Here is a 23,174-nt window from a genome sequence, read left to right as displayed (position 1 = left end):
ATTCCTCCAGTTCGTTTATCAGCTAATCCACCGGCTTAAGTAATATCCGCAAAAAGCTACCGATGCCGAAAGCACAGTGCCCCAGGTAATATCAATAATAACAATAGGCAAAGGCCATCCTTTAAGGGTTGCCAGGTTGGTAAGATCGTAAGTGGCATAGGTAAAAAACCCAAACAGTGCCCCCATTATCAGGGCATGCTGAACAGATTGTTTGTTTAGTGCCGGAACCACCGCAAAAATGAGAATACCGGCTACAAAAAGCAGGTAAAAAATAATGGCAGCTGTCCAGTTTACCTGTTCGCTTAAAAAACTGCCAAGGTATTTGTGGTAAAGATTTTTGGCCACAATACCCAGCCACAGCAAATCGATGGCTAAAAATGCAACAAGGGTAAGCAAATAACTGAATAGTACTGTTTTTACATTCATGATGCTGTATTTTTTTGTTCCACTTCTATCAGTTTCGAAGTGTCGTATCCCCGCTGCTCAATCCGCTGAAGAAGTTCGTTGTAAACTGCTTCCTCAAGCTGAGGCGATCGACTTAATATCCAAAGGTATTTATCGGAACTACTGCCAATTACTGCCCATTCATAATCGTCATCCAGCTCCAGCACATAGTAATCGGCGTAAAATATCCAGAAAAAGGAGACCTTTAACTTAGCCGGTTCATTTGCCGGATCCGGAATTTTAGCTTTTCCTATGGCTTCTGTGTATTCACCATCAAGTGCCTGTTTATATCCGCTGTTTACCACCTTTATTTTTCCATCAGGACGTATGGCATAATTAGCAGTTACACCCACCAGGCCACGTTCAAAACGATGATCGAAACGGGCTATTTCGTACCAGGTACCCAGGTATTTAGCAAGGTCAAGCTTATCAACCACCGACTTATCAACTGTTTGCTTTTGCCCTGCACAACCCGAAAATAACCCGCTTGTTAGCAGGCTAATAAGAAAAGCAGAAAGCAGCCAGCGTTTTGAAATCAATTTTTGTTTAAACATTTCGTTTTGTTTAATTTAAACAACAAATTAGTTAAACAAAATGTTTTGGTGACTTCCTTATTATTGGTTTAGAATTTTAGATGAGATATTTTATTTAACCAAAGTTGTATTTTTTCTTCCGGAAGAAAACTTGCCTTAAACGAGTTGGCTGCCAGCGTAATAATGTCATCACAACTCAAGTTCAGGGCTGTGGTAACTGCCTGAAAGTTGGCATTTAAATACCCGCCAAAATAGGCCGGATCGTCGGAATTTACGGTAGCCACAATGTTGTTATCGAGCAGTTGTTTTAGCGGATGCTCGGCCATATCGTCTACCACTTTTAACTTCAGGTTGGATAGTGGGCAAACGGTAAGCGGCATTTTTTTCCTGGCCAGTTCTTCAAGCAATTTGGGGTCGTCAATCGAGCGTACCCCATGGTCGATACGCGAAACCTGTAATAACTGCATGGCATCCCACACATTTTGGGCCGGTCCTTCTTCTCCGGCATGAGCAACGGTTTTAAAGCCTTCGGCACGTACCATATCAAACACTTTTTTAAACTTTACAGGAGGGTGGCCCACCTCACTCGAGTCGAGTCCGAAAGCGGTAAAAAGCTCACCAAATTTTAATGCTTCATTAAAGGTTTTAATGGCTTCCTCTTCACTCAGGTGGCGTAAAAAATTTGGAATAAGTCGGTAGCTTATTCCCCACTGGTTACGTGCATCGATACAGGCCTGCAGTATACCGTTAACAATCAGCTCCAACGGAACACCGCGGTCGGTATGTGTTTGCGGGTCGAAAAAGATTTCGGTATGTACCACTTTTTCCTCGTGGCACTTTTTCAGGTAAGCCATGGTAAGGTCGTAAAAATCCTGCTCGTGTAAAAGCACAAATGCTCCGGCATAATAAATATCCAGAAATTCCTGCAGGTTATTAAAATTATAGGCTGCCCGCAGATCTTCAACCGAATTGTATTTTAAACGAATAGCATTTCTTTCGGCAATTGAAAACATCAGTTCTGGCTCAAAAGTCCCTTCAATGTGTACATGAAGCTCGGCCTTGGGAATGGTATTTATCAATTCAAATTGCTTGCTGAATTCCATTTTGTTCTGTTTTTTTCAAAGATAGGTATACCGCCAGTTACCATACAAATGATTGGGTAAAAAAAGCAGACCCGAAATGAGCCTGCTTCTTCAATTATATAAAGATGTCTATTTATACTTTTGGTAATTCCCAGGGTGCCCGGTAGGTAGGAACCAGTAAGGCGTTCGCTGCATCGTTATCAATAAAGCGGCTGTTTTCGGCATCCCAATACAAGCGTTGCCCGGTTTTTAATGCCATATTTCCCAGATGAGCTACTCTTGCCGTATTGGCTGCAATACCCACATTACAATTGGTATTCTGGTCGTCTTTTTTAATACACTTAATAAAATCGGCCATGTGGTTGTTTAATCCCTGTCCATCTCCTTTTTTCAACTCCACACGTTCCATTTTCGGATTTTTTCCACCTTCGGGTATTACTTCCCACCCCTGGCGGTCAACCACCAGCGTGCCGTTGTTGCCAACAAAACCCACGCCGTGACTGCGTCCGTAGTAACCGCCGTCAATTCCCAGACCATGATCCCAAAGCAAGGTATAATCGTCAAATTCGTACAAGGCCTGCATACTGTCGGGTGTTTCGCAGGCATCGTCGGGGTAGGCAAATTTACCACCCATTGCCATTACTGATTTTGGTGCTTTTGCTTTCATTCCATATAGACCATAATCGATAATGTGTACGCCCCAATCGGTCATTAAACCGCCGGCATAATCCCAAAACCACCTGAAGTTAAAATGGAAACGGTTAGGGTTGAAAGGCCTTGCTTTTGCCGGCCCCAGCCACATATCGTAATCCACTCCTTCGGGTACAGCAGAGTCGGGCATAACCGGAATCGATTTCATCCATCCCTGATACGACCAGCAACGAACGGTACGAATTTTTCCGAGAGCTCCGGAGTACACAAAGTCAACAGCATCTTTCCAGTGCTTATCGCTGCGCTGCCACTGCCCCACCTGTGCTATGGTACCGTAACGTTGCCAGGCACGCTCCATAATATTAATCTCTTCAATGTAGTTGGCCAGCGGTTTTTCGCAGTAAACATGCTTACCTTCCTGCGCCGCATAAACAAATGGTAAACAATGCCAATGGTCGGGGGTACCAATAATTATTACGTCAATACCGGGCTCTTCAAGCAGTTTCCTGAAATCTTTAAAACCCTTTGGTTTGGTTCCCTGAATTTTTTCTACGTCGGCAATACGTTTGTTTAAAATGTTTTCGTCCACATCGCAAATAGCTGCGCACTCGGTATTCTTCTGGTTTAAAAAAGCTTTTAAATCACTAAAGCCCATTCCTTTTGCTCCGATTACCCCACAAACCAGTTTGTCGTTTGCACCAGAGCATGATTCCATTGCTAATGGCATACTGGTTGCCAAACCTACACCGGCGGTTGCCATAGCTGATGTTTTAATGAAATTTCTTCTATTTGTCATTACAATTTAGTTGGTATAAGAAAATAATTTTAAGCTGATTGTTGCTTCGAAAAACTTCGTTAACAAAATCGACCTTAAAGTTGTAGAATAATTTTTAGTATTCCTTTTTAACCCTGGTTTTTCTTTTTCAGATTAACTCTCTTCAAATAAAACCTGGTCTTTTTTACGGTAAACCGTACCCTTAAAATGAGCAATGGGTTCCTTTGCCTCGTTAGTAATTTCAACCAAATAAGTTCCAAGTTTACCGTTTAGCGCTATTTCTGTGGCTGTGGCTGTTAATGTGCCTTTTGTGGTGGCTTTAAAAAACGATATCTCGGCATCAATTGCCAGGGCCACCCTTCCATGCGAATTAGAAGCAACAGCAAAGGCAAAATCGGCAAGGGTAAATAAGGCACCACCATGTACAATGCCCACCGAATTGTAATGGGTACTGCTAACTTCCATTTGTGCTTGAGCATAACCGGGAGCAGCTTCTACCAGCTCTATTCCGTTATTTTTTGCAAAAACATCCTGCTCAAACGTTTTTTTATAGTTTAATGCCATGGGTATAAAAAATACAAAGCCGGAAGTACTGTTAACTTCCGGCTTGTTATTGTGGTGTTGTTAATCTTTTTGCATTGCATCATCAAAAGCCACATTCGAAGGCGCAAAGTCAACCTTTTTTACAAAGGCACAGGCTTCAGTTGCACCGGCTTCCCGATCCATGCCACTGTCTTCCCATTCAACAGAAAGCGGTCCGTTATAGCCAATATCGTTTAGCGCACGAATAATGTTTTCGAAGTTAATTTTTCCACGACCCAGGCTCCGGAAATTCCAGTAACGACGGTTGTCACCAAAATCCATGTGTCCGCCAAAAACACCAACAGCTGTTGGTACATCGCTCCAATAAGCATCTTTCATGTGCACATGAAAAATACGATCGGCAAATTCATAAATAAACCGCACATAATCTACATGCTGGTAGCCAAAGTGACTGGGATCGTAATTAAACCCGAAAGCAGGATGGTTATCCAGGGCCTGCAGAGCTTTGTGTGCCGAATGAATATCAAAAGCAATCTCGGTTGGATGCACTTCAAGCGCAAATTTTACCCCCAAACTCTGATACTCATCTAAAATAGGTTTCCAGCGACGGGCAAAATCAGCATAACCTTCTTCAATCATTTCGGGTGGTACTGGTGGAAAAGAATACAGAAGATGCCAAATGGGGCTTCCTGTAAATCCGTTTACCACGCTTAAGCCTAAACGCTTGGCAGCTTCAGCGGTTTTTACCATCTCTTCAGCAGCGCGCTGGCGTACCCCTTCCGGATCGCCGTCGCCCCAGACATGAGGGCTGGCAATGCTTTTGTGTCGCTGATCGATAGGGTCGCAAACACACTGTCCGTCCAGGTGGGTAGAAATGGAAAACAATTGCAGCCCGTATTTATCGAGTAATGCTTTTCTGTCATCGCAGTAAGCCTGGTCGGCTTTTGCAATTTCCATGTGGTTGCCCCAGGTACAAAGCTCAACGCCATCGTAGCCAAAATCTTTTGCCTTTTGGCAGATGGTTTCAATGGGTAGGTCGGCCCATTGTCCGGTAAAAAGTGTTACTGGTCTAGCCATATTTAAAAGTTTTTGAATTTAAAGTTTATTGTTCAAAGCAGAGCCTTTTGCTTCGGGCTCGCCACTTCAAACTTTTTAATCGATCATCTCGCCAAATTTCACCCACTTTACCTCGTCGTTATAGCCGGCGCTAACTACAGTATCAATAAACTGCATACCGCGGATACCATCTTCAACACCCGGAAAATCGAGCATTTCGGCTGTAAGTTCATCACCATTTGCCTTGGCCCGAACGGTAAGTGCAAAATTCCGGTAAATATTGGCAAATGCCTCAAGGTAGCCCTCGGGGTGTCCACCCGGCGTACGCGTGTTGTGCGCAGCAATAGCTGTATCCATACTTGTTCCAACGCGCATAACCTGCATGGGTTGGTCTACCCATTTTAACAGTAAAGTGTTAGGCTCGTGTTGCAACCACTCAAAACCACCTTTTTCGCCATAGGCACGAATTTTCACTCCGTTTTCTTCGCCGGCAGCAATTTGGGTAGCCATTAAAACGCCCTGTGCTCCGTTATCAAAACGAAGGAAAGCCGCGCCATCGTCGTCAAGCAAACGGTTGGGAACAAACACATTTAAATCGGCACAAAGCTCGGTTACTTTTAGGCCGGTAATGTATTCGGCCAAATGATGGGCGTGTGTACCAATATCGCCCATACAGCCGGCTTTACCCGAACGTTTTGGATCGGTACGCCAGCTGGCCTGTGCATTACCGGTATCTTCCAGTTTTGATGACAGCCAGCCTTGCGGATATTCCACAAATATCTTTCTGATTTTTCCAAAACGGCCTTCGGTAACCATTTGTTTGGCTTGTTTAACCGCCGGATATCCTGAGTAAGTATGTGTTAAGGCAAAAGTTAAACCGGTTTCATCCAGCTTTTCTTTTAGCCGCAAAGCTTCATCGAGGGTAAAAGTAATGGGTTTGTCGAGCACTACATTAAACCCCTTGTCCAAAGCTTTCATAGCCGGATCGAAATGCACAAAATTTGGTGTAACGATCGATACAAAATCCATTCGTTCACCTTCCGGAAGTTGTGCTTCTTTTTCAAACATCTCGTCGTAGCTTTCGTAAACGCGGTTTTCAGGCAAAAAATATTGTTTACCCGATTCTTTTGAAATTTCGGGATTTACGCTGAAGCAGCCACAAACCAGTTCAATCTGGTTATCCATTAAAGCTGCCAGGCGGTGAATTGCTCCAATAAATGCATCGGTTCCTCCACCAACCATTCCCATTCGAAGTTTTCGATTCATCATGATTTATTACGTTTTAGTTGATTTAATCTAAAAATTTGTTGCCGTTAAAATTAGCAACTCTTTTTTTAGGAAGCAACAAAAACCTGTTTGGAGTTCTGATATGTTCTATTCTGTTTACACCGAGTTTACAAAGTGATAAAACGCAAAATTAAAAGCTTAGAATTCAATAATTATTCCGATGGTTGGCAATACTGTTCCTGATTTACTCTCGATTTGGTTAAGAACGTAGCGTGTTCCGTTATCAACGGTAATAAAATTTCCATTGGCGTCTTCAGCTCTCACAATAATATCGTTTTCCTGTGCCTGAAAATTGTACAGGTTTTGAATATCGAGATAAAACTTAGCGGTAATTTTGTTGAGGTAATACGATTTATCCACGCGTAAATCCAATTGATGAAAGGGATCAAACCTTTTGGCATTTAACTGGCTGTAATCATAATACGGGCCGCCTTGCAAGTCCCAGGCTTCAACCAAGGCCGATTTTTCCAGATCCCACGGCGTATATGGTAGTCCTCCCACAAATCGCCAGCGCGCTCCAATACGCCAGTTGCGCTTCAAATCTTTTGTGGTGGTTAAAGTAATCAGGTGTTCCGAGTCCCAGCTTGAAGGAATATAGGTATCGCTGGCATCTTTAAACTCACTACGCACCAGCGTATACGAGAGGTTAAAATTAAATCCTTTTGTAGCGTTTATTCGGGTTTGAAACTCGGCACCATAAGCCCTTCCTTCCGAAATTGAAAGCACTTCTTCATCGCCCACCACACCAAAATCAGCTCCTTTATTGGCTAAACTAATCTGATCGTTAACAGAAAACGGATAATCGGAATATCCCTTCCAAAAAGCCTCGGCCGAGAACAGTACAGCCGATTGAGGCCTGAATTCTATCCCACCAATTAAGTGGTTAACAGCGATGTATTTCAAATTATTTGATTTATTTACCAATTCGTCGTTTTCCTTGTATCCAAGCGAAGTGTAGGCCGGCAACTGGTAGTAGCGCCCGGTATTAAAATTAAGGCTCCACTTATCGGTAAGGCTGTAGGCGGCAGAAAATCGGGGCGAAAACTGGTCGAGCAAATTATTCATGCTTGATGAGTAGTTATTGGCATCGGCACGAACACCAATCGACAGCGCCAGACGCTCGTTAAAAACAGACCTGCTAAGTTGCGCAAACAGCCCGTATTTTACCAGGTTTAAATCGGTGTTGTAGCTGATATCCACCGGCTGACCGCCCAAAAAACGCCGTGTTTGCGTGTTGTTGGTATAAGTAACAAAATCGAGGTTGGCACCAAAATTAAGCTTAAAACCATCCATGCGCGAGGTATTTTCGAAACGCAATTTGTTTTCCACCTCTTCCGAATTGTAATCCAGAATTTTGTTCTCCTCCGAACTTTCGTCGTTTTCAAGGTATTTGTAGGCTCCATTGTTTAAATGGCTACGACTTACCACAAATGTTTGGTAGCTATTATCGCGGTAATGTTTATACACTGCTCCCAGGGTGTAAGTCCACTGTTCGTTTACCGGAATCTGGCTCAGAATGTATTTTTGCTCATCGTCCGGGTTCTCAATGTCTTCGTTGAGTTCAAACAAATCATTGGCCCCCAAACCAATAATGGTTAACTCATTTCTTTTATCAAAACGGGTACGCAACTTAAATTGCATATCGGTAAAGGTGGGTAAAAAGGGCAGCTCAAGTGCACTAAATAAAAATTGCAGGTAGGATTGCCGCACCGAAAAAACAAAATTTGTTTTTTCGCCAATTGGTCCGTCCAGTGTTGCAGCAATTTCAGAGGCACCCAGGGTTCCGCGAAAATTAATTTTGTCTTCGTTCCCATCAATCTGGTTAAACTCCATCACGCCACTCAAAGCGTTTCCGCGGTTGGCCGGAAAAGCACCGGAATAATAATTTACTTCGCGAATAAAATCGGCATTAAGTATACCCACCGGCCCTCCGGATGCCCCCTGGGTGGCAAAATGGTTGATGAAAGGAACTTCAACCCCATCAAGGTAAAACCGACTTTCCGACGGGCCACCACCACGGATAATAATGTCATTTCGATAGGCCGGAGTAGATTGTACACCGGGAAACGACTGAATAACTTTTGAGATATCACGATTAGCGCCGGGGCTTTTTTCAATTTCGCCAATGCCAATTGTTCGCAACGATACCGGACTTTCCACTGTTTTTCTGAAAGGCGAAGCTTTAACCGTTACCTCATCCAGCTCCGACACTGATTTATCCATTAAAATTTCGATAAAATGTGTACTGGCATTGTTTACCTCCACTTCGGCCGAAATGGCTTTTTTGTAGCCCACAAAACTGGCTTCAATACGAATAAATCCCGGGGTTAAATTCCGAAACTCAAAATGACCGTTCTCATCGCTTACCGTACCATTATTTGTGCCCGAAACCAAAATGTTTACAAAGGGCAAAGGTTCGTTGCTTACCGCGTCAACCACCTTACCGGTTAACGAGGCATTTTGTGCTACAAGAACCGATGACAGTTTTAATATTAGTAATAGTATTATTAATCTCTTCATTTCCTGTTCTGTTTAACTTTTGTTTTACAAAGCTAAACAATAACCGGCACTATATGTTGAAAATTATTTTCATTTTTTTATATTCGTCATAGAAAGTATCTAAGTATGCGCATAGTTATTCAAAAAGTTAAGGAAGCATCAGTTACGGTTGAAAAAGAAAAAATAGCTGCAATAAAATACGGCTTACTGATTTTGGTCGGAATTGAAAATGAAGATAATGCTGATGACATTGATTACCTGGTAAAAAAAGCCACCCAGCTACGCATTTTTGATGATGAAAACGGGGTAATGAACAGCTCGGTAAAAGATGTAAACGGCGAAGTAATTGTAGTTAGCCAGTTTACGCTTCAGGCCTCTACCAAAAAGGGAAACCGCCCTTCATACATTCGTGCTGCCAAACCTGATTTTTCAGTACCGATGTACGAAAAATTTGTTGCCGCAATTGAAAATGCGCTTGGTAAAAAAGTGGGCACCGGAAAATTTGGCGCAATGATGCAAGTAGCCTTAATAAACGATGGACCGGTTACCATTGTCATCGACTCGAAACAAAAAGAATTTTAAAAACCGGCACAACAAAGTTGCCGTAATAAAGTACAACCAATAAATACCAAATGACAAACGAGCTTAGCTTACCCGAAATACAGAAACAGGTTGATGAGTGGATAAAAACAATTGGTGTGCGCTATTTTAGCGAATTAACCAACATGGCTATTTTAACTGAAGAGGTTGGCGAACTGGCGCGGATAATGGCACGAAAATTTGGCGACCAGTCGTTTAAAAAATCAGACGAAGAATATCAGCTTGCTGATGAAATGGCCGATGTGCTATGGGTATTGGTTTGTTTAGCCAACCAAACCGGTGTTGACCTTAATGAGGCGTTTATAAAAAATATCGAAAAAAAAACGCACCGCGACCAGGATCGGCATAAAAACAACGAAAAACTTCAATCTTAAACTTTACGGCTTCTTTACTTAATAAACTCGTAAAAATCCAAAGCACTTCATTTCAAAATCTTACTATTCTCAAATATTAAGCAGTTATAAAACATTTAAGCATAGTGTTTTTCATTGACGAATATCGTGTTCCTAAACCAGAAAATTTCCTTATTTTGCTTTTTGAAAGGCAGACAGCAGCTTTTCGAGCTTTAAAAACCAAAATATAAAAGCAAGAAATGGAAAATCTCGATTGGAAAAACCTGGGGTTTGGATACCGCGACACAGACTATAACGTACGTTGCTATTACCGCAACGGCAAGTGGGGAGAACTGGAAGTAAGCTCATCGAATGTCATTAATATTCACATGTCGGCAACGGCATTACACTACGGACAAGAAGCTTTTGAAGGGCTAAAAGCATTTAAAGGTAAAGATGGCAAAGTAAGAGTATTTCGAATGGAAGATAATGCCAAACGTATGCAGGACTCTGCCGATGGTATTCTGATGCAGCAACCGCCGGTTGAAAAATTTCAGGAAGCGGTGCGCATGGCTGTTAAAATGAATGAACGTTTTATTCCGCCATACGAATCGGGAGCTGCGCTTTACATACGTCCGTTGTTAATTGGTACCGGGCCTCAAATTGGTGTTGCTCCTGCCGAAGAGTACCTGTTTATGGTATTTGTTATGCCCGTTGGCCCATATTTCCCGGAAGGTTTTAAACCAACCAACCTGGTTATTTACCGCGAGTTCGACCGCGCAGCACCACAAGGAACCGGAAAATACAAAGTGGGCGGAAATTACGCAGCCAGCATGAAAGAAGGAAAAAAAGCCAAGAAAAATGGTTTCTCTGCCGTTCTTTACCTCGATAGTAAAGAAAAAAAATACATTGACGAATGCGGACCGGCTAACTTTTTCGGCATAAAAAACAACACCTATATTACTCCGGAATCGGCCTCGATTTTACCATCGATTACCAATAAAAGCCTGATTGTTTTAGCCGAAGATATGGGTTTAAAAGTTGAACGTCGCAAAGTACCATACGAAGAACTGGCTGAATTTGAGGAAGTAGGCGCCTGCGGTACAGCTGCTGTAATTTCACCCATTAAGGGAGTGTATGATGCTGATAACGACAAATGGTTTAAATACGGCGACCAGCAGGAAGCCGGCCAGTGGTCGACAAAATTGTACAACAAGCTGCGAGCCATTCAGTACGGCGACGAACCCGATACTCATGGCTGGGTAGAGATTATTGAATAATCAAAATAATATTCAGATAAATGAAAGCTTCGAAAAAATTCGGAGCTTTTTTTATTTCTGCTGTAACTATCCCAAAACTTATCCGTCGTATCATACGAACGAGGTTCAGAAACAAATGACGATAAACGAATATAACCTTGCTGTAGATAATTACGCCGACCGATTGTATCGCTTTGTGCTAAAAAGCTGTAAAGATGTGCACATGGCAGAAGACATTGTTCAGGATAGTTATGAAAAACTGTGGAAAAACCACAAAAATGTAGATGGTGCCAAAGCAAAATCGTACCTGTTTACTACCGCTTACCACACCATGATTGACCGCATACGCAAGGAAAAACGATCGTCGTTGGCTGATGACATGAGTTTGCAGGAAGAAGGCTATGAAAACAATTATACCGATTTAAAAGAAATTTTAAACGAAGCACTAAACAAACTACCCGAAATACAACGGATGGTTGTGTTGCTGCGCGATTACGAGGGATACAATTACAAGGAAATTGGCGAGCTTACCAATTTGAGCGAATCGCAGGTGAAAGTATACATTTACAGGGCGCGTATTTTTCTGAAAAAATACATTGGTAGCATTGAAGCTGTAGCCTAAAGGAGGTGGATGATGAAGGAGATTAACAAAACAAATTACGAAGCTTATTTTATTGATTACCTGGAGGGCAATCTCGATAAAGGTATGATTGACAGCTTTCTTGAATTCCTAAAACAGCATCCGGAACTGAAAAAAGAACTGGAACTTTACGAGCCCATTTCAATTGCTACTGAAAACGTATCTTTTAAGCAGAAAACAGCACTTTATAAAAATAAATTTGATGCCGCAGAAACATTTGACAATGCTGCCATAGCTTTGCTGGAGAATGATATTTCAGAAAGCGAAAAGAAAGCCTTTGAAAACTATCTGGCCACTCATCCCGAGAAGAAACAGCAAGCCGCAGCCTTCCGAAAAACCAAGTTAATAGCTGATGATAGTGTTGTTTTTACTCCGAAAAAACGTTTGTATAAAAAAGCTCCGGGTAGGATAGTTTTACTATGGGCTGGCCGTGTTGCTGCCGTGCTTATTTTAGCACTGGCACTTTTTAACCTGCAAAAACGCAACGAAAAACCTGAAATTGTAGCAAAAAAACAAGTTGCAGTAATTGAAAAACAGCCCGTTGAAAAAGGAAATCACCCAACAGAAACAGCACCGGGTACTGAAAAGCAAAGTGCCATTGCGCACACTACTCAGACAATGGCAGCCAAACAAGTTGAAAAAATTGGCTACATAAAACCTGTGCAAAAACCAGTAATTGAAAGAAAAGAAACACAGGCAGGTGATTCAGAACTTCTGGCCATTCGGGCAACACTGTTTGTGCCCAACAAACTAAACACCATTAATGCTTCTGTTTCAACAAATAAACCCGAAGCCACGCTGGCAACCATGTACCTCTCCTACCCAACTGAAAACCCCAATGATGAATGGCTTCTGGCCGATCGGGTAAAAAATAAATTCAACTTAGGAAATATTTCAAAAGCAGGTCTTAATCTTATTTCAAGCATCTCTGACGACCGCTTTGAATACGAAACGAACGATAACGGAAAAGTTGTGAATTACACCTACGAATCGCGCCTGCTTGCCTTTTCAATTCCGAATAAAAAAGTAAATTCCCAATAATTTATTACCGCTGTAACTTTTTGCAAAGGCACACCGTCATAGCTGCAGAAACATTTAAACAAACAACAATGAAACATTTAGTAATTCTGATTTTATGCTGCGCACTCACCACAAATCTTATCGCGCAAACCGATACCACCGAAGTAAAAGTTCTGAAAAAAAACGTTGTAACAGTTATTGAAGACGACGATAAAGTACAGGTTGCCGTTGGCGAAGGCGTTGAAGTTATTACCGACGACTGGGGCGATACAACACATATTCGCGTAGGGCGACGAACCTTTAAAGTAATTGAGGGCAACACCGGAACCTATGTTAAGGTTGAAAAAGATGTCAATCGCCAGAAATGGTCAGGCCGGTTTAATCCGCACTGGGCCGGCCTGGAAGTAGGCGTAAACATTATGACAAAAACCGATTATTCAATTTATAACGGAGAATTTGATGATTACGGTGATTTTCTCGACCTGAACCCGGGTAAATCCTTAACCTGGAATTTAAATATTATGGAATATGCCTTTACCAACGAGCGCAAAACTTTTGGCGTGGTTACCGGGCTTGGCTTTAGCTTTAACGACTATGCCTTTAACGACCCCGTAACCGTTGAAAAACAGGATGGTTATGGCATTATGGTACCGCGTTACCTGCCTAACGACAGCGAAGGCCGTGGCATAAAAAAATCAAAACTTCATGTAAACTACATTACTGCCCCCTTAATGCTCGAGGTAAAAACCCCGCTTCGTATGGGCAGTTCGCGTTTATACCTTGCCGGTGGCGTAATTGGTAGTTTGTACCTGGGTTCGCACACCAAATATAAATACTACAAAGGGGGTAAAGAAAAATCGAAAAGCGGTAACCACATCAACCAATGGAAATACGAATTAACCGGACGAATTGGATTTGGCGATTTCTGTGTTTTTGCCAATTACAGCATGACACCGTTATTTAAAGACAGCAAAGGCCCCGAAGGCTATCCGCTAATGATAGGTATCTCTTTCCCGAATATTTAAAGACAAACAAAATAAATAGTTTCCCCGGTAAAAATACCGGGGATTTTTTTGCATTAATTGTAGCTTAAGGTATTTTTATTTTATGAAATTTTTTGGCGTTTTATGGTTCACCGGATTTCTCCTTTTTTGTTTACAACTAACCATTCGGATAGTTTGGTTGAAACGTAAAGGTGTAATCTTAAGTACAAAAAACAAAAGCCTGAAATCTGTTTTAACCACAGGTGCCATTGCCATTTTTTTTCTCTTGTATTTTTCGGAAGGACTTTTTCACGCTAGTTTACTATCCTTTTCTATTCTACCGGGTTTCATGCATCAGTTACTTGCAATACCTGCTGCTCTGCATTATTTTGGCGCAGTGTTCATTCTTGTTGCTAATGTTATTTTGTTCTTTAGTCTTCTCGCATTCAGGCATTCTTTGCGTTTTGGCCTTCAGCCTAATAATTTGGGGAAATTAGTTACCACCGGCATTTTTTCGAAATCACGCAATCCTTTCTTTCTTTCAATCAACCTACTGTTTATAGGAAATTGCCTGCTGTTTCCATCTGCATTTTTTATTGCAGTTGCCGTGCTAACGCTTGTTGTTGTGCACCTGTTTATATTAAAAGAAGAACGATTTATGCGGCAACACTATGGCCTGGAATACCAAAAATTTTGTAATCAGGTTAGACGATATTTTTAGCCTGCAAATTGATGAAACGGTATTACCTGAATGGTTTTATTGTCTCTGATAAAAGTATCAGTTTGATTAAGCGTAACCACCGTACCTTCCTGAAATTCAAAATAATCCATCGCTTCAGTCAATCCTTTTACTTCCTGCTCCAGCTTATCTTGTTCCAAATGGGCACAAACCTGTATAGCCTCCTGAGGTTTGTCCTTCCCAAAAGCAATAAAATCGCAAGTATTGCCCTCCTCTGCGAAATAATATACTTCGTTATTTTGTCGTTTTAAATGCAAATAAACCAGGTTTTCAAGTAATTGATCCAACTTATCTGCTACGGAAAAAATTGCTGCACTTACAAAACCGGTATCGGCAATGTATACTTTTCGTGGATTTATGGCCTGCTTCCGCAAGGAGTAGCTAAATTTTGGCACATAATGCATTAAAAATCCGGCCTCCAGGTAGTTTAAATAATCAACTACTGTTGTTGTGGTTTTAATACCCAGTTTACCTTTTAACTGGTTGGCGGTAATCAATTCGCCCACATTTCGCAGCAAATACAAACTTAGCCGTTTAAGCGACTTTAAATCTCGTACCCCTCTGTTTATGCCAATCTCGCGTACAACAATATCATCAAACAATTGGCTTAAATACTCATCATTCTGCTTGCATTTTTCCGGATAGCCGCCATCTTCAATGTATTTTACAGTGGTGTTTTCATTCTTTTCTTCAGTATAAAAATTGCAATATTCGGTAAAAGATAACGGCATTAGCTCCCGGCGAATGTATCGTCCGGTTAACCCGGCCCCTTCTTCTAAATTTAAAACTTGTGTATTTGATGTAGTTAGCACAATTTTAAAGCCTTCATCCATTTTTTGTTTGATGTAGAACGACCAACCTTTAATGGCAGTTATACAGTCAAAAAGTAGAATCTTCACATTTTTTTGCTCAATTATTTCATCAAGCTTAAAAAAATCATTTCGGTCGAACTCGTATAAGCCGGGGTGCTCAAAATTAAGGTACAATACATCATTTTCAAACTTGTTGGCATACTGAAAAAGCACGCTTGTTTTTCCTGTACGTTTTAATCCCGTAAGTAGAATTAACTCACTTTTTTCAGCCTGCAATTCCTCTACAAGTTCTCTTGAATTTATGAAACTATAAGCTTTTAAACGCTGATCAAAAGAATTAATTAATAGTTTAAGCTCTGATTTTAAAATTATTACATTTTTTAACTACAAATATATACTTTTATTTTTTCTTAATATATAAATATATTCATTATCAATATATATTATTAAAATGTACGATTTTATAATCCAGGCAACAATTAATGAGGTGTTGTTAATCAAAAAGCGGTTACTAAAAAAGTGTTAACAAAAAGAGAAACTTAACACAAAGGCAAAAACTCCAACTAAACCACTATGCACTGGAAGTACATAGGTTTAGGAATGAATGAAATTCAACCTAGTGAAGAGAAGAATATGAGTATAAAGCTGGGAGTAGAGAGAGAAGAAAAAACACGATAGGTTTTTTCAATACTCAAATCTTTGTACTCAAATCAACATTAACTAAAATAGAAATTTATAGAAACTAAAAGTAGCTGCAATGGAATTGCAGAGCCTGCTCCGAATACAATTCGGAGGTTTTAACCGTTAACTAGAAAACAAAGCGAACACCTTTGAAACGACAAATAATTTACCCGAAAAAGCCTGTTTATATTCAATAACAAGATTTAACAAAGGGCTTAACAGCTGCAAGGATATTTAGTAGAAAAACTATAAACCAAACACTTTTTCGCCGGCACTCCAGGTTCCAATTACTTTAGCGTTCAGTACTTCCTGTGAATTTGCTTTCATTAAATCGGTATCCAGCATAATAAAATCAGCGTATTTACCTGTTTCAATACTTCCTTTTTGTTGTTCTTCAAACGAGGATTTTGCAGCCCAGATAGTCATTGATTTTAACGCTTGTTCGCGTGTTAAGCCTTCATGTTTATGCCAACCGCCTTCCGGCCAGTTGTTGTGGTCGGTTCTAAAAACGGATGAGTAAAAAGTGTACAAGGGCTCAATATTTTCCACCGGAAAATCGGTTCCGTTGGGTAGCCACCCGTTTTGCTGCAACAGCGTTTGATAGGCGTAGGCTCCTTTAATCCGCTCGGGGCCGAGTCGATCTTCGGCCCAGGGCATATCGCTGGTGCAGTGTGTTGCCTGAATGCTTGGGACAATGGAGTATTTTCCAAACTTCTGAAAATCATCCGGATGAATAATCTGTGAATGCTCAATCCGCCAACGCCTGTCGTTTTTGCCTTTCAAAAAATTGCCGTAAGTATCTAACATTAAACGGTTGGCGCCATCGCCAATGGCGTGTGTGGCTACAACAAAATTATTTTCATAAGCCAATTGGCAAATCCGTTCGTAATATTCTTTTGTTTCAATTTGCAAGCCCTGGTTGCCTGGGTCGTCAGCATAATCGGCCATTAACAGTGCTCCCCTCGATCCCAGCGCCCCATCGGCATATACTTTTATGGTATTTACCAATAACCGTTCGGTTTTATAGGCTTTGCCTTTTTTTACAAAAAACTCAAAATTTTCGTCGCTGGGATTTAGCATGGCATTTACCCGCATTTTTAATGCCCCGGCCTGTTGCATTTCATCCATTAACAACACCGTATTTTTGCTTAAGCCACAATCGGTAACCGATGTTAGCCCAACAGCAAAGCAGTTTTTTTGTGCTTCAAGCAATCCTTTTTTCTGTTGCTCCACCGAAATTTCAGGAATATGTCTCATCACCAGGCTTTCGGCATTATCAATCAGCACCCCTGATGGTTCACCATCTTTAAGCAAAATTTCGCCCCCATTAACTTTGGTAGCAGGGGTAATTCCGGCAATTTCAAGTGCTTTTGAATTGCACCACCCTGCATGTCCGTCAACACGAATAAGGTAAACCGGAATGTCGGGAAAAAGCTCATCAAGTTTGGTTTTATCGGGAAACGCCTTGTTTTCCCAGTCGTTTTGGTCCCAGCTGCGCCCCAAAATCCAATCGCCACCGTATTTTTTATAATGCGTTTGTAAACGTTCATAAATTTCATCGGGGCTGGTGGTTCCTCTTAAATCAGCATATTGCATCAGGTTTACAGCATATCCGTTAAAATGGCAATGGGCATCGTTAAACCCGGGATAAATGTATTTTCCCCCGGCATCGGTTAAATTATCGGTTTCATAATTTTTCAAAATCTCTTCGGAGCTTCCTGTTGCAATAATTTTCCCGTTAGTAACAGCCATGGCTTCTACAACACTAAATTTCTCGTCTACGGTATAAACTGTTGCATTGCTAATAATCAGGTCTGCCTTTTGTTTTGGTACACATCCAGTCATCACAAAAAATAGTATTAATGCTTCAAACAATCTCATAGTTCAAATGTTGCTTAATCACAAATGTAGTTTTTTCGGGTATATTTTAAAACAGATTAACAGAGCGGCATGGCCTTAAATATATTTATATCTTTGCCGGTGTAAAAAAGTAATTAAAACAAATGTTTACATTCGGCATATTTACAACGCACCTACCCTACCTGGCTTTTATTGCGTTTTATGCCTATTTTTTGCTTTTTGGAATTGAACGAACACAGGAAGGCACACTTCAGGTATCCGAAAAATCAATTCAAATTGAATACCATGTTCAACAGTTTGAGGCCAATAGTGTTATTACATCGGCTTTTTACTGCTTTTCCGATATCGATTTGATGCATCTGAAAAAATTCAGCAATCTAACCATTAAGCAAAAGTGGAAAATCCATCAGTCGCCCCATCACTATGCCCAGGAATTTACACTTGAATCTCAGTTTTGCAGGCCGCCTCCTTCCCCTTCAGTATTTGCTAAAGCATAACTCATTCTCTATCGTAGAGAGGAGACCTGTTCAAATTCAAATATCGTTAACAAAATTGCTGTGTGCCTTTTGTTAACATCATTACATACTGTAAACAAAAATGAAGAGATTCTTTTACCTGCTTGTGTTACCAATCCTTTTCACAGGCATCGCAAACGCCCAGAATATCAGGGTAATAACCGACACCACCCAAACAAACGATGTGCTAATCGACGAGATTACTGTTAAATCTGTTAAAGAAGTTCCGAGAGTAAAAGATGTGCCGGCTTCTATTTCGCTGATATCAGCAAGAATGATTGAAAACGATGAAATTACCAGTATTGCTGATATTTCGTCGCGTGTGCCCAACTTTTTTATGATGGATTACGGGTCAAAATTACAATCACCTGTTTTTATCCGGGGCATTGGTTCGCGTCTGGGTACACCATCGGTTGGACTTTATGTTGACAATGTTCCCTTTTTTGAAAAAACAACCTTTGGTTTCGACTTTTTCGACATCGACCGGATTGAAGTACTGCGTGGCCCACAAGGAACGCTTTACGGAAGAAATACCATGGGGGGCATTATTAACGTGTACAGCAAATCGCCTTTATACACCGATGAAACCAGCATTAACCTTGCTGCCGGCAGCCACGGTTACTACAATGCAAATGTAAACCACTACAACAAACTCAACAACAAGCTTGGTTTTTCAATAAGCGCGAATTACATGGCACACGACGGCTATTTTACCAATGCCTATAACGGCGAACCGGCAGACGACCAGTACTCGGCAAGTGGCCGTGCTCGTTTTGTATGGCAAGCCACCGAAAAACTTACCCTTGAAAACATTACATCCTACGAAAAAAGCGAACAGTTTGGCTTTCCGTATGCGGTTTACAATAAGGAAACCAACACCAGTAACGATATTAGCATCAACGAAGAGAATGGTTACGAACGCGATTTGTTTTCCAATGGATTAGTGGCAAAATTCCGAAATGAGAAGTATGAAATACTGTCAACCACAAGCTATTCGTACTACGATGGTTTAATGGTTGCCGACCAGGATTATACTGCCGCAAAAATTTACTTGTTTAATACAGGCGACATTCAAAATATGCTTTCGCAGGAACTGGTATTTAAATCGCTTGGCGAAAAAAAATACAACTGGTTATTTGGGGCTTATGGTTTTTACCAAACCATGGATCAGCATACAACCGGCGACATTTTTACTGCCAACATGAAACAAGATATTCGCAGTAAATTCGACATTTCGGGCTATGCCCTTTTTCACCAGTCTACCTTTAACGATTTTCTGTTTGAGAACCTCACCTTAACAGCAGGTATCAGGCTTGATGTTGAAAAGGACGAACTGGATTACCTGTTTTTAATGTCGGTGAATGGATCGCCAATGAGCACAGTTTCGGAAGAAGATTACAGCGAAACATTTACTGAAGTATTACCAAAACTGGCATTGAAATACGAAATCAACAAATCATTAAACACCTATGCAACCGTATCAAAAGGCTATAAATCAGGTGGTTTCAATACCAACTCGGCAGTAGTGTTAGAAAACCGGTCGTATGATGCCGAGCAAAGCTGGAACTACGAACTTGGCTTTAAATCTTCTACTTTAAACCACCGCCTGTATTTTGATGCTGCCTTGTTTTACATCGATTGGCAGGAACAACAAATTGATGTGCCTGTGCCGGGAGGCCGTGGAAATATGAAAACAAACGCCGGCGAATCGGTAAGCAAGGGTGTTGAATTATTTGCCAGGGCTCGTTTGGTAAAAAATCTGGAAGCTTCGTTGGGATACGGTTACACACACGCTACTTTTTCTGATTATGTGGTGGACGAAGAAACAAACTACAACGAAAATTTTATTCCTTACGTTCCGCGCTCAACAATAAATGCCAGTTTGAACAAAACCGTTGAGCTCAAAAACAGCTTTCTGGATAAAATTGTAGCCAATCTTTCGTATCGGGGTGTTGGAAAACACTACTGGGATTTAAACAACTCGGTATACCAGGATTATTACGGTTTAATGGATGCCAAACTTTCATTTACATCGGGTAAATTCCAGTTCGATATTTGGGGCAAAAATATTTTTGATACCTCGTACAACTCGTATTATTTTGAAATTTCATCGTTGCAAAACTCTTACGCTCAAAAGGGAAGACCGGCAACGATGGGGGTAAACCTAAAAATTACCTTGTAACATAAACCAAAAAGCAGGACTTGTAACTATGAATCCTGCTTTTTACTTTCTTAAAAAATGAAACACCAGGAAATAAAAAAATATTACACGCTGCTGAGCCTTTACCTGGCACAATCTATTCCCATGAGTTTTTTCTCTACCGTAATTCCGGTAATCATGCGTATGGAAAACTACTCGCTCGAATCGATTGGTTACATTCAGCTCATTAAACTCCCCTGGATTTTAAAACTATTGTGGGCACCGTTGGTCGATCGTACCAGCAAAAACACAAGGCAGTACCGGCGTTGGATTATTTCGTCAGAGGTGTTTTATGCACTGATAATTATGTGTATCGGCTATTTAAACCTGCAAACCGATTTTACCACCATAATTATTCTGATGGTGATTGCTTTTACGGCTTCGGCAACACAGGATATTGCCACCGATGCTTTTGCCATTTTAATTCTAAACAAAAAAGAACGCAGCCTTGGCAACAGCATGCAATCGGCCGGTAGTTTTATCGGAACAATGATGGGTAGCGGCGTTTTGCTAATTATTTACCACTACTGGGGCTGGTTGTGGCTTTTACGCTCGCTGGGTTTATTTGTGCTTTTTGCGCTTATTCCGGTGGCCTTGTACAACGCCCGCAATGGCAAAGAGCCCGGTCATTCGTCAAAAAATGTATCGCCACTGGAATTTATTTACTTTTTCAGGCAGAAAAAAATTGGCGGCCACCTGTTGCTGCTATTCCTATTTTACTCCGGAATAATTGGTATTTTAACCATGATTAAACCGTACTTTGTTGACCTTGGCTACGACATCAAAGAAATTGGTGTCATTTCAGGTATTTTCGGTACAGCCTGCGGTGTGGCAATGACCATTCCTGCAGGAATGTTTTTACGCAAAAAGGGTATTTTAAAAGCCGTTTGGATATTTCCAGTAATAAATGTTTTGGTAGCCACATACTTTTTTGGTTTAACGTTTACCAACCATGCCGTTTACCTCGTATACATTGGGGTGGCCCTGCTTTGGGGCGCTTATGCCATGTCGTCGGTATTTGTGTATACCATGAGCATGCAGGTGGTTCGGAAAGGCCGCGAAGGAACCGACTTTACCATACAAATTGTACTTACCCACCTAAGCAGCCTGATTGTGGCAATACTTAGCGGAAAAGTAGCTGATTCCATTACCTATCGTGGACTGTTTGCCATCGAAATAGGATTGGGAATACTTATTCTTGCCCTACTGCCGTTTATTTTTAAAAAATCATTTTATCTGCGCTTTGAAACAGAAAACGAACAAGCTGCTGTAAATTAGTACCTATGAATATTCCACAAAACCTGATAGAAAAATACAACACCCCGGTTCCGCGGTATACAAGTTATCCTCCGGCCAACTTTTTTTCAGCTGATTTTAGCCCCGAAGAATATGTGAAAGTGCTGGAGGAGTCGAACCGGGAAAATCCGCAAAATATTTCCATTTATATCCATATTCCTTTTTGTCCGAAAATCTGTCATTTTTGTGGCTGTAACACGCACCTCACGCGCGATAAAAACAAAATGCAGGTTTATGTTGATGCGCTAAAAAAGGAAATTCGAATGGTGCGGGCTTTGCTCGATTCAAAGCGAAAAGTTTCGCAGGTGCACTGGGGAGGTGGCACGCCAAACTCCTTGCCTATTGCAATGATTGAGGATATTATGAACCTGATTCACGAGCTTTTCGAATATATTCCAAATCCGGAAATTGCCATGGAGTGCCACCCGGCCATGCTTAACCAGGATTACATCAACCGGCTGGTGGCCTTAAAATTCAACCGCTTTAGTCTGGGTATTCAGGATTTTAACCAGCAGGTTTTATACAATGTAAACCGCGATGCTTCGGTTATTCCCGAAGAAGAACTGGTAGCCTTGATACGCAGCCACAAAAATACCAGTGTAAACTTCGATTTTATTTATGGTCTTCCGTTCCAGGATGAAGACTCGTTTGCAGAAACCATTAAGAGGGCCATCAGCTTGTCGCCCGACCGCCTGGTTACTTTTTCGTATGCCCATGTTCCGTGGGTAAAAAAGGCACAAAAAATATTGGATGCCCGGGGTTTGCCATCGGCCACAAAAAAGCTGGCCATGTTTGAGGTTGGATATCGTTTACTGACTGAAAATGGTTACGATGCCATTGGTCTCGACCATTTTGCCCGCCCCGATGACGAACTTAACCTGGCCTTTAAAAACAAAACCTTACACCGTAATTTTCAGGGCTATTGTACCCGCGAAACCACCGGCCAGGTGTATGCCTTTGGAGCAACCGGAATTAGCCAGCTGGAAAGTGCCTATGCACAAAATGCCAAAGATACCAACGTGTATGTCGACCAGATTAACAAAGGAAAATTTACCATTGAAAAGGGTTATCGGCTTAATCCAGACGAAAAAATTATCAGGCATGTAATTAACGAGGTAATGTGTAACTATTACTTCTCGTGGCACGAAGCCGAACAAGTACTAAAAACAACTACTGAACACATCAAACAAAGTATTGCATACAACGAATCCCATCTCATGGATTTTGTAAACGAAGGACTGTTAAGCGTTACAAATGAATCCATTTCGGTGAGCGAAAAAGGCAGGTTCTTTGTTCGGAACATCGCTGCCAGCCTCGATCCGAATATGAGAAATGCTACGCAGAAATTTTCTAAAGCCTTGTAAAAT

At 41.2% G+C, this 23,174-nt stretch carries 21 protein-coding genes; 11 read left to right on the top strand and 10 right to left on the bottom strand.

What is annotated here, in order from left to right:
- Window positions 1-18: 18 nt before the first annotated feature.
- From QZ574_RS01555 to QZ574_RS01520, 8 genes are all read right to left on the bottom strand, one after another.
- Window positions 19-426, bottom strand: a complete 408-nt coding sequence (locus QZ574_RS01555; RefSeq protein ID WP_297086050.1) for a DUF2177 family protein — start codon at window positions 424-426, stop codon at window positions 19-21.
- Entirely contained in the window at window positions 423-998 is a 576-nt protein-coding gene (locus QZ574_RS01550) for a lipocalin family protein (RefSeq protein WP_297086048.1), read from the bottom strand. The genes QZ574_RS01555 and QZ574_RS01550 overlap by 4 nt, the downstream gene beginning before the upstream one ends.
- A 68-nt stretch (window positions 999-1,066) precedes the next feature.
- Window positions 1,067-2,080, bottom strand: a complete 1,014-nt coding sequence (locus tag QZ574_RS01545; RefSeq protein ID WP_297086046.1) for an adenosine deaminase — start codon at window positions 2,078-2,080, stop codon at window positions 1,067-1,069.
- 112 nt (window positions 2,081-2,192) lie between these two features.
- Window positions 2,193-3,506: a Gfo/Idh/MocA family oxidoreductase gene (locus QZ574_RS01540; protein WP_297086044.1), complete on the bottom strand. Its 1,314-nt coding sequence runs from the start codon at window positions 3,504-3,506 to the stop codon at window positions 2,193-2,195.
- Window positions 3,507-3,638: 132 nt separating this feature from the next.
- Window positions 3,639-4,049: a hotdog fold thioesterase gene (locus QZ574_RS01535; protein WP_297086042.1), complete on the bottom strand. Its 411-nt coding sequence runs from the start codon at window positions 4,047-4,049 to the stop codon at window positions 3,639-3,641.
- A 60-nt stretch (window positions 4,050-4,109) separates the two neighbouring features.
- Window positions 4,110-5,105, bottom strand: coding sequence for a sugar phosphate isomerase/epimerase family protein (locus QZ574_RS01530; RefSeq protein WP_297086040.1), 996 nt, complete (start codon window positions 5,103-5,105; stop codon window positions 4,110-4,112).
- A 75-nt stretch (window positions 5,106-5,180) separates the two neighbouring features.
- Window positions 5,181-6,353, bottom strand: a complete 1,173-nt coding sequence (locus QZ574_RS01525; protein WP_297086039.1) for a Gfo/Idh/MocA family oxidoreductase — start codon at window positions 6,351-6,353, stop codon at window positions 5,181-5,183.
- Between the two features lie 156 nt (window positions 6,354-6,509).
- The gene (locus QZ574_RS01520) at window positions 6,510-8,891 is read right to left on the bottom strand and encodes a TonB-dependent receptor (RefSeq protein WP_297086037.1); all 2,382 of its coding nucleotides are present in this window, start codon (window positions 8,889-8,891) and stop codon (window positions 6,510-6,512) included.
- Window positions 8,892-8,996: 105 nt separating this feature from the next.
- On the opposite strand from QZ574_RS01520, the gene dtd reads away from it, so the two are divergent.
- From dtd to QZ574_RS19405, 7 genes are all read left to right on the top strand, one after another.
- Window positions 8,997-9,452: a D-aminoacyl-tRNA deacylase gene (gene dtd / locus QZ574_RS01515; protein WP_297086035.1), complete on the top strand. Its 456-nt coding sequence runs from the start codon at window positions 8,997-8,999 to the stop codon at window positions 9,450-9,452.
- A 50-nt stretch (window positions 9,453-9,502) separates the two neighbouring features.
- Window positions 9,503-9,844: a nucleotide pyrophosphohydrolase gene (locus QZ574_RS01510; RefSeq protein WP_297086033.1), complete on the top strand. Its 342-nt coding sequence runs from the start codon at window positions 9,503-9,505 to the stop codon at window positions 9,842-9,844.
- Between the two features lie 218 nt (window positions 9,845-10,062).
- Window positions 10,063-11,082, top strand: a complete 1,020-nt coding sequence (locus tag QZ574_RS01505) for a branched-chain amino acid aminotransferase (RefSeq protein WP_297086031.1) — start codon at window positions 10,063-10,065, stop codon at window positions 11,080-11,082.
- 115 nt (window positions 11,083-11,197) lie between these two features.
- Window positions 11,198-11,683 (top strand): RNA polymerase sigma factor, encoded by a 486-nt coding sequence (locus tag QZ574_RS01500; protein ID WP_297086029.1) that lies wholly within the window; start codon window positions 11,198-11,200, stop codon window positions 11,681-11,683.
- Window positions 11,684-11,692: 9 nt separating this feature from the next.
- Window positions 11,693-12,742, top strand: a complete 1,050-nt coding sequence (locus QZ574_RS01495) for a hypothetical protein (protein ID WP_297086027.1) — start codon at window positions 11,693-11,695, stop codon at window positions 12,740-12,742.
- 68 nt (window positions 12,743-12,810) lie between these two features.
- Window positions 12,811-13,746, top strand: coding sequence for an outer membrane beta-barrel protein (locus QZ574_RS01490; RefSeq protein ID WP_297086026.1), 936 nt, complete (start codon window positions 12,811-12,813; stop codon window positions 13,744-13,746).
- 82 nt (window positions 13,747-13,828) lie between these two features.
- Window positions 13,829-14,425, top strand: coding sequence for a methyltransferase (locus QZ574_RS19405; RefSeq protein WP_363313238.1), 597 nt, complete (start codon window positions 13,829-13,831; stop codon window positions 14,423-14,425).
- On the opposite strand, the gene QZ574_RS01485 is transcribed toward QZ574_RS19405, so the two are convergent.
- Window positions 14,422-15,531, bottom strand: a complete 1,110-nt coding sequence (locus tag QZ574_RS01485) for an ATP-binding protein (RefSeq protein ID WP_297086024.1) — start codon at window positions 15,529-15,531, stop codon at window positions 14,422-14,424. The two genes, QZ574_RS19405 and QZ574_RS01485, sit on opposite strands and share 4 nt — an antisense overlap.
- A 651-nt stretch (window positions 15,532-16,182) precedes the next feature.
- A complete protein-coding gene (locus QZ574_RS01480) occupies window positions 16,183-17,817 on the bottom strand; it encodes an amidohydrolase (protein WP_297086022.1) in 1,635 nt (544 codons plus the stop codon).
- Window positions 17,818-17,939: 122 nt separating this feature from the next.
- On the opposite strand from QZ574_RS01480, the gene QZ574_RS01475 reads away from it, so the two are divergent.
- The 4 genes from QZ574_RS01475 (at window position 17,940) to hemN (ending at window position 23,171) form a co-directional block, all read left to right on the top strand.
- Window positions 17,940-18,293 carry a hypothetical protein gene (locus QZ574_RS01475; RefSeq protein WP_297086021.1) on the top strand — a complete coding sequence of 118 codons (354 nt, stop codon included), beginning with the start codon at window positions 17,940-17,942 and terminating at the stop codon, window positions 18,291-18,293.
- Window positions 18,294-18,393: 100 nt separating this feature from the next.
- Window positions 18,394-20,493: a TonB-dependent receptor gene (locus tag QZ574_RS01470; protein WP_297086018.1), complete on the top strand. Its 2,100-nt coding sequence runs from the start codon at window positions 18,394-18,396 to the stop codon at window positions 20,491-20,493.
- A gap of 57 nt (window positions 20,494-20,550) precedes the next feature.
- Window positions 20,551-21,789, top strand: a complete 1,239-nt coding sequence (locus tag QZ574_RS01465; protein WP_297086017.1) for an MFS transporter — start codon at window positions 20,551-20,553, stop codon at window positions 21,787-21,789.
- Between the two features lie 5 nt (window positions 21,790-21,794).
- Window positions 21,795-23,171, top strand: coding sequence for an oxygen-independent coproporphyrinogen III oxidase (gene hemN / locus QZ574_RS01460; protein WP_297086015.1), 1,377 nt, complete (start codon window positions 21,795-21,797; stop codon window positions 23,169-23,171).
- Window positions 23,172-23,174 lie beyond the last annotated feature (3 nt).

This window comes from uncultured Draconibacterium sp. (assembly GCF_913063105.1).
Taxonomy (GTDB): domain Bacteria; phylum Bacteroidota; class Bacteroidia; order Bacteroidales; family Prolixibacteraceae; genus Draconibacterium.
Note: the sequence above shows the minus strand (reverse complement) of the source record. Positions and strands in the feature narration are given on the sequence as shown.